The following is an 11,961-nucleotide window of genomic DNA, read 5'->3' as shown; positions in this document are numbered from 1 at the left end:
AGCAAAAAGCCCGCTTAAGTTTCCTTAAGCGGGCTTTTCTAATTTGGCTCCTCTGACTGGACTCGAACCAGTGACATACGGATTAACAGTCCGCCGTTCTACCGACTGAACTACAGAGGAATCGTGTGAACGGGGCGCATGTTAGCGAGGTGCGCGGAGGTTGTCAAAGCCTGAAACAGCGGTTGCGGTGCGTTTGCTGATAAAACACGCAAATGGGTTGAATTTGCAGACATAACTTTACAGCGTACCGGTTGCCAAACGGTGCTGACTGGCTAAGATAGACGGTTCATATTCGAGGGACGTATGTTTAAACGCAAGCATCTGGCTAAGTGGTTTCTGGTTCTGGCATGTCTGGTGATGGTGGTTTGCACCGCACAGCGCATGGCGGGCCTGCACGTCCTGCAAATGAAAGCGGCTGCGAACATCACGTTAAGCCAGCCCGATACGTCCAGCGTTGATGATGCCGCCCCTGTGTCTCCCTGCGAACTCAGTGCTAAATCGCTCCTTTCGGCACCCCCGGTGTTATTTGAAGGCGCGCTGTTTGCCCTTAGCCTGCTGCTGACCCTGCTTATTCCCGCGCGGACAACGCGTTCGTCTGTTGCTCCTCTGCGAGCCTTTTCCTCGCCCACGCTCAGAGTCCATCTGCGATTTTGCGTCTTCCGTGAATGATAAACCCGCTGTGCATCACAGTTAGTTAATTCATTTACGGAGAAAAAATATGTTGAGTCTTTTCAGGCAGGCTTTGCTCTGTCTCTTGCTGCTATGGCTGCCGTTTAGCTGGGCCGCAGAACCCGGCTGGCTGACGTCTGCCGATAACGATCACGCCAGCGTGCGGCTGCGCGCTGACAATAATGCAAAAGGTGAAACCCGCCTGCTGCTGGATGTGAAACTGGAAGAGGGCTGGAAAACCTACTGGCAATCGCCGGGTGAGGGAGGCGTTGCCCCCTCGATTGCCTGGCAGGGAGAAATGCCTGAGGTGAGCTGGGCATGGCCCGCGCCCCAACGCTTTGACGTGGGGGGCATCACCACGCAGGGCTATCACAATCAGGTCAGTATCCCGATGACGTCTCCGGGCGCGCCCGCGCGTATTGCTGGTGTGCTGACGCTTTCCACCTGCAAAGATGTGTGTTTGCTAACCGATTATCCCTTCGAGATTACCGCAACGACGGGCGATGCGGCTTTTGCGCATGACTATGCGCAGGCGCTGAGCAGCGTGCCGCGCCCGGAGGGGTTAACGGATAGCCTGAGCGCGGGCTATCACACCGGTGAGCTGGTGGTGAAAGCGACCCGAGCCGCGGGCTGGACGAAACCGGATCTGTTCCTTGTCGTACCTGATGACGCCAGCTTTGCCAAACCTAAAATTCAGGTGGAGGGTGACACCCTGTGGGCTACCGTCCCCACCAGCGACGGCTGGGATGGGACAGGGCCGGATTTACGCGGGCGCTCACTCTCGCTGGTGCTGGCAGAGAGTGGGATTGCCCAGCAATCTACCCTTGAGGTGAAAGAAGCCCCCGTCGTGCCGACGCCAGACCAGAACTTCATTCTCTGGCAGGTGGTGCTTTTTGCCCTGCTGGGCGGCTTCATTCTTAATCTTATGCCGTGCGTGCTGCCGGTGCTGGGCATGAAGCTGGGGTCTATTTTGCTGGTCGGGCAGCAGGACCGGAAAATCATTCGTCGCCAGTTCCTCGCCTCCGTTGCCGGTATTATCGCCTCGTTTATGGCTCTGGCCCTGTTGATGACCGTGCTACGGCTGACCAATCAGGCCCTGGGCTGGGGGATACAGTTCCAGAATCCGTGGTTTATCGGCTTTATGGCGCTGGTGATGGTGGCATTCAGCGCCAGCCTGTTTGGCCTGTTTGAGTTCCGTCTCTCTTCAAATCTGACGACCCGTCTCGCCACCCACGGCGGCAACGGCATGGCAGGGCATTTCTGGCAGGGGGCGCTGGCAACGTTACTGGCTACGCCCTGTAGCGCTCCGTTCTTAGGCACCGCCGTTGCCGTGGCTCTGGCGGCACCGCTGCCGGTGCTGTGGGGGCTGTTCCTGGCGCTGGGGATTGGCATGAGCCTGCCGTGGCTGCTGATAGCATTGCGCCCAGGCCTGGCGCTGCGTTTGCCTCGTCCCGGCCCGTGGATGAACTGGTTGCGTAAGATCCTCGCCGTCATGATGCTCGGCTCTGCCCTCTGGCTGGCAAGCCTGCTCCCCGCCCATTTCAGCACGGCGACAGCTAACGTCAGCGAAGAGAACATTGCCTGGCAGCCGCTTAGCGAACAGGCGGTGCAGGAGGCGCTAAGGCTGCATAAACGCGTCTTTATCGATGTGACTGCCGACTGGTGTATTACCTGCAAAATCAACAAGCTTAACGTTCTTTCGCGTGACGATGTGCAGCAGGCGCTTCAGGCTCCGGACGTTGTGGCGCTGCGCGGCGACTGGACGCTGCCCTCCGAACAGATAACCAACTTCCTGAAACAGCGCGGCCAGGTGGCTGTGCCTTACAACCAAATCTACGGCCCCGGCCTGCCCGAAGGCAAAGCGCTGCCTACGCTATTATCGCGCGATGCCGTCCTGAATACGCTGATGGAAGCGAAAGGAGAGACAAAATGAAACTGATGATGACATTATTACTGATGCTGATGGTGACCTTCAGCGCGCAGGCCGCAGAGACATCGCCGCAGCCGCCGAACAAAGAAGAAGAAATGCAGAAGCTTATCTATGAGGCGCTGTTCCACGATCCGCAAAGCCCGGTTATTGGGGCGAAAAATCCAACGCTGACGCTGGTTGCGTTCACCGACTATAACTGCCCGTACTGCAAGCAGCTTGACCCGATGCTGGAGAAGATTACAAGGCTCTATCCGCAGGTGGCGGTTGTCATCAAACCCTTGCCGTTTAAGGGCGAAAGCTCCAACGAAGCCGCGGGCGTAGTGCTGACGACCTGGCGCGAGCACCCGGATGAGTTTCTTAAATTGCATCAGCTGCTGATGTCCAAAAAGGGCTACCACACTTCTGCGTCCATTAAGACCGCCATTGAGAAAAGCGGGGCCACGCCGGTCACGCCCGACCAGAAGAGCATGGAGACAATAAGCCTTAACCTGCAGCTTGCCAGAGTTGTTGGCGTACAGGGCACCCCAGCCACCATCGTCGGCGACACTATGCTGGCCGGGGCGGTGCCGTGGGAAACCCTGGAAGGGCTGGTCAAAGAGAAGCTGGAGCAGGCCAATGGCAAATAGACTCCTGCGATGGGGGCGCGACGGGCTGGTGCTGCTGGCCCTTCTCGGCGCCGTACTGCTGGTCATGGACTGGTGGCGCGCGCCGCAGTTACCTTCCGCCTTTGACAGCACGCCGCTGCATACGCTGGACGGCAACACGCTGTCGCTGGCTGCGATGAGCCAGGAGCGTCCGCTGCTGATTTATTTTTGGGCGAGCTGGTGCGGGGTCTGTCGCTTTACCACGCCTGATGTCGCGCGCTTAACGGCTGAGGGGGAGAACGTCGCCACCGTGGCGCTGCGCTCGGGAGATAAGCAGAAGGTAGCCAGCTGGCTGGCGCGTAAGCAGGTGAGCTTTCCGGTGATCAACGACGCGGACGGCAGGCTTTCGCAGAACTGGCAGATTGGCGTCACGCCGACTTTTGTTGTGCTCTATAAGGGCGAAATCGTCAGTTCGACGACGGGCTGGACGAGCTACTGGGGGATGAAAGCGCGGCTGTGGTGGGCGCGTTTGTCATAAGTTTTTGTTGTTATCGCGCACCAAAACGGTGCGCGAGTACCTCTTTTGGAGCATAAGCGAACCGCTGTTTCAGTTATGAAAAGCGGTCTGATTATCAGTTTCGCTTATTATCCAGCCGGTTAGGCTCGTGGCGCTGCGCTGGCGAAAAAGTGGCAAGCATCTTGCAATTCCTTCATCAACAACACTGCTGTAACCGGCGCTGGTCTTTCCCGAAGGAGGCAAAATGAATTTAAGACGGCTGAAGTACTTCGTAAAAATCGTCGATATTGGTAGCCTGACGCAGGCTGCTGAAGTCCTGCACATCGCGCAGCCGGCGTTAAGTCAGCAGGTCGCAACTCTGGAAGGGGAGATGGACAAGCAGCTGCTTATTCGGACCAAGCGAGGGGTCACGCCGACGGAAGCAGGAAAAATTCTTTATACCCATGCGCGTGCCATTCTGCGGCAATGTGAACAGGCCCAGCTTGCCGTCGGCAATGTGGGCCAGACGCTGAGCGGCGCCGTCTCCATCGGCCTTGCGCCAGGCACCGCTTCCTCATCTATTACTATGCCTCTGCTGCAGGCCGTGCGTGCTGAACTGCCGGACGTGCTGGTCTATCTGCATGAAAATAGCGGCACTTCCCTGAATGACAAGCTGTTAAGCGGCCAGCTTGACATGGCGGTCTTGTATGACCGTTCTCCGACGGCAGGTATCATCAGCCAGCCGTTACTGAAAGAGGAGCTGTTTCTGGTCGGCACCCGCGACTGTCCAGGTCTGACAGTCGATCTCGCCGCGGTGGCCGAAATGAACCTGTTCCTGCCGCGTGACTACAGCGCCGTGCGTAAGCGCGTTGATGAAGCCTTCTCGCTGCGCCGCCTGACAGCGAAGATTATTGGTGAAATTGAGTCGATATCCACGCTCACTGCGGCGATTGCCAGCGGTATGGGGGTCACCGTGCTGCCAGAATCTGCCGCCCGTTCGCTCATCGCTTCGGCAAACGGCTGGATGGCACGCATCACCAGCCCGTCGTTGAATCTGCCGCTGTCGGTCAATCTTTCCGCTCGCTTACCGCTCACCCCTCAGGCGCAGGCGGTAAAAGATATTCTGATGTCTTTGGTCACCCGCCCATCGCTGGAAAGCCGCGAGCTGATGCTGGCGGGCTGATAGCGCTTATCGCTAAATGGAATAGCTTGCTGGTTTTTATTATTTGTTCCCAGAGCTGAGTGACTTTAACAATGGTGTAAAGAACTGTCATGCTCCTGGGGGCAACGTGAATTTCCAGCAACTCAAAATCATCCGCGAGGCGGCCCGGCGGGATTACAATCTCACCGAGGTCGCCAATATTCTTTTTACCTCCCAGTCGGGCGTCAGCCGGCATATTCGCGAGCTGGAAGAGGAGCTGGGCATTGAGATTTTCATCCGGCGGGGTAAGCGGCTGCTGGGAATGACCGAGCCGGGTAAGGCGCTGCTGCTGATTGCCGAGCGCATTCTTAATGAAGCCAGCAACGTGCGGCGGCTGGCGGATCTGTTCACCAATGACGCAAGCGGCGTCCTCACTATTGCCACCACCCACACCCAGGCGCGCTACAGCCTTCCCGTGATTATTAAAGCGTTCCGCGCACTTTTCCCTGAGGTTCGTCTGGAGCTTATTCAGGGAACCCCGCAGGAAATTGAAGCTCTGATCCACAGCGGTACCGCGGATATTGGCATTGCCAGTGAACGCCTCAGCACCGACCCGACGCTTGTCGCCTACCCCTGGTTCCGCTGGTACCACAGCCTGCTGGTGCCAAAGGGCCATCCGCTCATTCACGCCAGTCCGTTGACCCTGGACGATATCAGCCGCTGGCCTTTGATCACTTATCGGCAGGGCATTACCGGACGCTCCCGCATTGATGAGGCATTTTCACGTCGCGGGCTATCGCCCGATATTGTGCTCAGCGCGCAGGATTCTGACGTGGTGAAAACCTATGTCGAACTTGGGCTGGGCATCGGGCTGGTGGCCGATCAGGCGAGTGGGGAGGAGGGAAGTCTGGTGCGCCTGGATACCCGTCATCTGTTTGATGCCAATACCGTCTGGCTTGGCCTGAAACGCGGGCAGCTACAGCGCAACTACGTCTGGCGCTTTATTGAGCTATGTAACCCTGAGCTGTCGGTTGATGAGATAAAGCGTCAGGCGCTTGAGTCGGACGAAATTGCCATTGATTTTCAAATCTAACCCTCCCTCTGACCCTGCTGAACATTCTCTGGCAGGGTTTTTCGTCTGCTTAACTCTGCTCCCCAAGAATGAAATGTTGGCTCATGATTGCCCGTGGTGGGCCCATTTTTTATCCTTCTCATGATGTTTTTATTATGGCATGCCCTTAATTTTCGCTCATTTAACCTAAATTAAAATACAGGCTGCATTTCATAACCCACCGCCAGGTAAAGTATTTTTGTCGGCTTTGTCAGGTATTTTTATTCGCCTAAAGCGCTAATTTAGTTAATTGAAAATATTCCTTTGCTATGGAATTTATTGATCTCCTGTAAAAAAAACAAAATTCACTAAATGTACATTTCATTTCACTTTGAGTGTTTCTTTAACTAGTTATTTAAATCAATGGGTTGCGGTTAAATTTAGGTGTGTAAGTTATTGTTGATTTCGTAAAGATATCAAAGCGGTGCCTGTCGTCTTGTCTGGGTTTATATTTTGTGGATTCTGTTGGATTGTGTGTTTATCGGGTGATAATTCTGTCATTTGCATATTTTCTGGGTTTTAGTGCTTATGGGTGGATTCTGTTTTATTTGTCAGTAAACGATATTTTCTCAGCGGCACTTATTTGATTGATGAATGTTATTTATGTAGATTTTAAACCAGCAGGAATCGTGGGTGTATAACGAACTGCTATTCCAATGTATGGAAAGGCAATGACGCCTCAAGTGCAATTAATATACGAAACTCTTCACTGCTTAAAATAAGTGGCGGGCAACCTCGTATCTTTATTAACTCGTAAAACAGGACTTACAAATGAAAAAGGTTATTACTTCCGCTGCTCTGCTGGCTGTTATCGCTGCTGCTTCCATGAGTGCACAGGCTGCTTCTACCGGTACTATCACATTCAACGGTGAACTGACTGCAACCACTTGTGATGCAAACGTAGATGGCCAGGGCCCGGATGCCACCATCGTTCTGCCAACAATCGGTACTAACCAGCTGACTGCTCAAGGTCAAACTGCTGGCCGTACTGGTTTCAACATCGGTCTGAGCAACTGTGCTGGTACCCTGCAGACTGCTTCTGCGTTCTTCGAAGCGGGTTCTTCTGTTGATCTGCCTACTGGTCACCTGAAAAACATGACCGGTGATGCAACCAACGTCAGCCTGCAGCTGCGTGAAAACGGTGGAAGCGAGCAGGTTATCCAGGCGGGTAACTCTAACCAGACTGCTAACGCTTCTTACTTCGACATCTCTTCAGGTTCTGCTGACCTGCCATACAACGTTGAATACTTTGCTGACGCAGCGACCACTGCCGGTACAGTTGTGAGCGACGTTGTGTACTCCATTCAGTACAAATAATGCCGTTTGGGGGAGCCTGCATGGCTCCCCCTGTTTTACCGGAGGTATTCTCAATGTTTCGTTCTCTTTTTTCTATTGTCGCATTAACTCTTATTTGCAACAGCGCCTACGCCAGTATTGTTATTACCGGAACGCGTGTGGTTTATCCGTCTGACGCCAAAGAGGTGAGTGTTAAACTCAGTAATAAAGGTAAGTCCCCTGTATTAATTCAGAGCTGGATGGATGACGGCAATACAAAATCAAAGCCGGACCAGATTAAAGTCCCGTTCGTCCTGACGCCGCCCATTAACCGGGTAGAAGCAGGAAGTGGCCAGACGCTGCGTATTCGTGGGCTGCCAAATAACTTGCCGGCGGATAAAGAATCTATTTTCTGGTTAAACGTGCTGGAAATTCCGGCCAAGCCAAAAGATGCCAAACCAGAAAAAGATAATTATTTACAGGTCGCATTCCGTAGCCGTATCAAGTTTTTCTATCGTCCTGAAGGCCTTGCAGGCAGCCCGAAGGCAGCAGCAACCGATTTGAAGTGGACAAGCCAGGGCTCAGCTCTGCATGTCAAAAATACATCGCCTTATTACATCTCTTTAGTTGATGTCGCGGTCGGTGGAAAAAAAGCTGATGGGAAAATGCTGGCGCCATTTGGTGAAGACAATTATTCGCTACCGGCATCAGCAGGAAGCAAAGTAAAAGCAGAATACGTAAATGATTACGGGGCCGTTATTACACTGGATGCTGCCGTTCAGTAATAAAGCCCGACTCTTATTAAACTCTGGATGAGGGTAATAATACGCGATGAAATATAATAAAGTTGATGATAAAGCCTGCGCCCAATTTCCGGGGAAGTTATCTCCGCTTATAATTGCTTTACTGTCGCTGGGCACCACAAATGCCCATGCGGCAGAAACTCTGCCACCTCAGGAGCTGGCTAAAAACGTCGAGTTTAGCTCGTCATTTTTACAGCTAGAAGATCAAAGCGCCGTTGACCTGAGCCGCTACGCTAATGGTGCGAATATTACGCCGGGAACCTATAGCTCGGCGGTGTATGTCAATGGCGATCCAGTCGGCAATATGGATGTGACGTTACGCGAGCGGAAGGATAAAACTATCTATCCGTGCATGACGGATACGCTGCTGCGTCAAATTCCCTTCCGATATGACCATCTGCCAGCCCACTTTTTTGACAAAGTGGGGGAGTGTGGTGATTTACAGCAGTTACTGCCTGAAGCCATCGTTCAGTATGACAGTAATGAGCTGCGCCTTAATATTCAACTGCCGCAACTTTATGTCTCTGACAGCGCGCGTGGCTCCGTTAGCCCGGAGCTGTGGGACAGTGGTATTCCGGCCGCCATTTTGGGATACAACCTGAATGGCTACCAGAGCACCTCTCATGGCGTTGAAAATAAATCGTTATATGCGGGTATTAATGCCGGTCTGAACGTGGGGGCCTGGTATTTCCGCCATAACGGCAGCTATAACTGGGATCAGAATGGCCGTAAAAAATACGAGTCCATCAACACCTACATGCAGCGCGATATTCCGGCACTGCGCGCCCGCGCCCTGATCGGACAGGCGAACACCCGAGGTGATGTGTTTGATACGCTGCCGTTTACCGGCGTCAAACTTGCCACTGATGAACGAATGCTGCCTGAATCCCAGCGCGGCTATGCACCGGAAATCCGCGGCATAGCGCGGACTAACGCCAAAATTACGGTACGTCAGAGTGGGCAGGTTATCTACCAGACCACCGTGGCGCCGGGCGCCTTCCTGATTGACGATCTCTACCCGACCGGCTACGGCGGCGATCTTTCAGTCACGGTTGAAGAAGCCGACGGTACGCGTCAGGCGTTTACCGTGCCTTATGCCTCGGTAGTCGAGCAGTTACGTCCAGGTTCAACCCGCTATGAAATTGTTGGCGGTGACCTGCGCAACGACTATATCACCGACCATATCGCCCTTTATCAGGGCACGGTTCGCCACGGTATCACCAACAATGTGACGGGCTACGGTGGTTTGCAGGTCAGCCAGAACTATTACGCTCTTTTGGGGGGCGCGGCGCTCGGTACCGGTATCGGCGCGTTTTCCTTTGATGTGACTCAGGCGAGGATGCACCTGAGAGGCACCGACGAAGTGGCAAGCCCGGGGCAGAGTTATCGTTTGAGCTACAGCGAAACGCTTAACAACACCAATCTGTCGGTGGCCGCGTACCGCTTCTCCTCCAGCGGCTTTATGGATTTCCTGACCGCACAGCAGACGCTGAACGCGGTTAAGCATGGCTATGGCGAAGACAGTATCTCGCGTTCGCGTAACCGTTTCAGCCTGACGGCAAGCCAGGGGCTGGCGGATACCTGGGGCCAGATCTATGCGAGCGGATCGGTGCAGGATTACTGGAACAAAGGTGGGTCTGATAAGCAGTACCAGGTCGGCTACAACAACAGCTACGGCTCGGTCAGCTATGGGATATCAGCGGGTCGGACATATAGCATTTCCGGTACCGAGGACACTTACCTGCTGACGATGAGTATGCCGCTTGGCCGCTCCGACAGTTCGTATCGTCCGCAGCTTTCCATGATGTTGAATCACGACAGCAACGGTCGTACTGGTGAGCAGGCAACCTTATCCGGTACCGGTGGGGACGAGCATCAGTTCAGCTACAGCGCGACGGCGATGAACACCAACCAGGGCGTCGGCACGTCCGGTGCGTTGAACGCCCAGTACCGTGCGCCGTTTACCAACCTGAGCGCAGGCTGGAGCGGTGGTCGTAACTACCACAGCGAGTCACTTGGTGCGAACGGTACCATCGTGGCGCACAGCGGCGGTGTGACGCTGTCGCCGTATAACTCAGACACCTTTGCGCTGATTGAAGCGAAGGGCGCTGCGGGGGCCACTGTTTCCGGTTATCCGGGTGTACATATCGACCACTTTGGCTATGCCTTAGTGCCGTACCTTGATCCGTACCAGATGAACAACATCACCCTGGATCCGAAAGGCGCGAGTGAAGATGTCGAAATGGCTTCAACCGAGAAGAAAGTGGCACCTTACTACGGCGCAGTGGTGAAGGTGAAATACGGGACGAAGAGCGGTACGCCAATTCTTGTCAATGCGACCGTGAACGGCGATCCAGTGCCGTTTGGTGCGGAAGTTCTGGATGCCGAAGGTCGTAGTGTCGGAACCGCAGGTCAGGGTGGGCAGATTTACGCCCGAGTTGAAAAGGACCAGGGAGCGTTGACCGTACGTTGGGGCAAAAATTCGGCTCAGACCTGCAAAATCCGCTATCACCTGATGCCTGTGGGTAGCACGCAAAAAGGCAATCGTCTGCAGACCTTTACTTCGGAATGTGAGGCCGGAAGCAGTAGCGCCACGTCAGGGCATAACGAGCTGGCGATGCGCAGCAACACGACAGGTGAAGGTGCCTGAGTTGACACGAATCTATCCCTGCACCCGGGCAGCCGGGGCAGGGACTATCAGGAGAAAAAGAATGGACGCAAATAACCATTCAGTTAACGCAAAACAGAGCCGTGGTGTTGTCAGTGCAATTGTGCCGGCAGCACTATTGGTGGCTGGTGTATTTGGCTACAGCCACGGAGCGCAGGCTGCGTGTACGGTAAAGAATGTTACCTCTATTCCAATGATTTTTAACGTGTCTGAAACCTACAGTGGTAATGAGCGTCCGGTGGGCAGTACTTTATACAGGGCCAGCTACCAGACCGGGCCGTTTGGTGGCGCTGAGGTTACTTGCGATCAAGACACCACGATGTATAAATTTCTTACCGTCACCACGGAACCTGCCGGGCCACCGACTATTATGAAGACGGATTTTGGCACCGGGCCGGTCTATCCGACCGGTGTACCGGGTATTGGAGCCGTCTACTTCTACAGCAGTCCTGCCGCTTTTATTAGTAAGACAACACCGTCATATCCGCAAAGAGTTGACTTTAAAGCTAATGTTCCAGCGACACAGATAACAGAGTTAACCGCAAGCGATGGTAACTTTGATGTCGCCTTAGTGAAAACTGGCCCTATTGCCTCTGGGGCAGCAGTCTCTATCTCGCAACTTATGCCGCATATTGCTCTGGTACTTTCACCGACGCAGAACGATAACCCGGCACAGCTGAAGATTGTAGATTTTCCCCAGTCGGGCTGGATAACGATTACAACAGCTTCGTGCCAGACGCCGGATGTGACGGTGAACATGGGGACGTATGAAACCAATAAGTTCACTGCTAAGGGGTATACCACGCCCTGGAAAGACGCCTCGATTGTGATGCAAAACTGTCCGAAATTCTCCGGATATTATGCTAACCATTACACTGGCCAGACGATTCCACTGGAGGGGGGAGACGCTCAGGAACCTTCAGCAGGGCGAAACCCAAACTTGCTAACCGTTTCGCTGACCACCAGTAATCCGGTAAAGGACAATCTTATTATCGGCCTGGATTCCGGTACTGATACTGCAACGGGAGTGGGCATTGAGTTGGGCTATTCAAGTGATATTAATGCCAGCCCGACGACACCAGCGAATACCTGGGCACCTGGTAAGAAATGGGAGATTTCTCCACCTAACGATGGCAGGAATTCATTTAAAATCCCTATTGCGGCCCGTTATTATCAAATCGAAAATAAAGCGACGGCTGGTAAAGCTAATGCGTCAGTGACTTTTAATATTGAATACAGATAACGATATTATAAATATTATATAAATGGTGCCGGGGACACACT

At 53.8% G+C, this 11,961-nt stretch carries 10 protein-coding genes and 1 tRNA gene; 10 read left to right on the top strand and 1 reads right to left on the bottom strand.

Going from position 1 to position 11,961, the window contains the following annotated elements:
• Window positions 1-44: 44 nt before the first annotated feature.
• A tRNA-Asn gene (locus tag HYQ67_RS01680) sits at window positions 45-120 on the bottom strand.
• Between the two features lie 183 nt (window positions 121-303).
• On the opposite strand from HYQ67_RS01680, the gene HYQ67_RS01675 reads away from it, so the two are divergent.
• From HYQ67_RS01675 to HYQ67_RS01630, 10 genes are all read left to right on the top strand, one after another.
• Complete coding sequence (locus tag HYQ67_RS01675) at window positions 304-669, top strand: copper resistance protein (protein ID WP_202300978.1); 366 nt, start codon at window positions 304-306, stop codon at window positions 667-669.
• A 49-nt stretch (window positions 670-718) separates the two neighbouring features.
• Entirely contained in the window at window positions 719-2,602 is a 1,884-nt protein-coding gene (locus tag HYQ67_RS01670) for a cytochrome c biogenesis protein CcdA (RefSeq protein ID WP_202300976.1), read from the top strand.
• The gene (locus HYQ67_RS01665) at window positions 2,599-3,225 is read left to right on the top strand and encodes a DsbA family protein (RefSeq protein ID WP_202300974.1); all 627 of its coding nucleotides are present in this window, start codon (window positions 2,599-2,601) and stop codon (window positions 3,223-3,225) included. The genes HYQ67_RS01670 and HYQ67_RS01665 overlap by 4 nt, the downstream gene beginning before the upstream one ends.
• Window positions 3,215-3,721 (top strand): protein disulfide oxidoreductase, encoded by a 507-nt coding sequence (locus tag HYQ67_RS01660; protein ID WP_202300972.1) that lies wholly within the window; start codon window positions 3,215-3,217, stop codon window positions 3,719-3,721. The genes HYQ67_RS01665 and HYQ67_RS01660 overlap by 11 nt, the downstream gene beginning before the upstream one ends.
• A 223-nt stretch (window positions 3,722-3,944) precedes the next feature.
• Window positions 3,945-4,862 carry a nitrogen assimilation transcriptional regulator NAC gene (nac, locus tag HYQ67_RS01655; RefSeq protein ID WP_202300970.1) on the top strand — a complete coding sequence of 306 codons (918 nt, stop codon included), beginning with the start codon at window positions 3,945-3,947 and terminating at the stop codon, window positions 4,860-4,862.
• A gap of 106 nt (window positions 4,863-4,968) precedes the next feature.
• Window positions 4,969-5,913, top strand: coding sequence for an HTH-type transcriptional regulator Cbl (cbl, locus tag HYQ67_RS01650; RefSeq protein WP_202300968.1), 945 nt, complete (start codon window positions 4,969-4,971; stop codon window positions 5,911-5,913).
• Window positions 5,914-6,702: 789 nt separating this feature from the next.
• Window positions 6,703-7,248 (top strand): fimbrial protein, encoded by a 546-nt coding sequence (locus HYQ67_RS01645; RefSeq protein ID WP_202300966.1) that lies wholly within the window; start codon window positions 6,703-6,705, stop codon window positions 7,246-7,248.
• A 20-nt stretch (window positions 7,249-7,268) separates the two neighbouring features.
• Complete coding sequence (locus tag HYQ67_RS01640) at window positions 7,269-7,991, top strand: fimbrial biogenesis chaperone (RefSeq protein ID WP_202300964.1); 723 nt, start codon at window positions 7,269-7,271, stop codon at window positions 7,989-7,991.
• Window positions 7,992-8,037: 46 nt separating this feature from the next.
• Window positions 8,038-10,659 carry a fimbria/pilus outer membrane usher protein gene (locus tag HYQ67_RS01635; RefSeq protein ID WP_202300962.1) on the top strand — a complete coding sequence of 874 codons (2,622 nt, stop codon included), beginning with the start codon at window positions 8,038-8,040 and terminating at the stop codon, window positions 10,657-10,659.
• A 61-nt stretch (window positions 10,660-10,720) separates the two neighbouring features.
• Window positions 10,721-11,920, top strand: a complete 1,200-nt coding sequence (locus HYQ67_RS01630; RefSeq protein ID WP_202300960.1) for a fimbrial protein — start codon at window positions 10,721-10,723, stop codon at window positions 11,918-11,920.
• Window positions 11,921-11,961 lie beyond the last annotated feature (41 nt).

This window comes from Dryocola clanedunensis subsp. sulfonylureivorans, from assembly GCF_016756775.1.
GTDB lineage: Bacteria > Pseudomonadota > Gammaproteobacteria > Enterobacterales > Enterobacteriaceae > Dryocola > Dryocola clanedunensis.
This window is presented reverse-complemented; position numbering and strand designations above follow the sequence as displayed.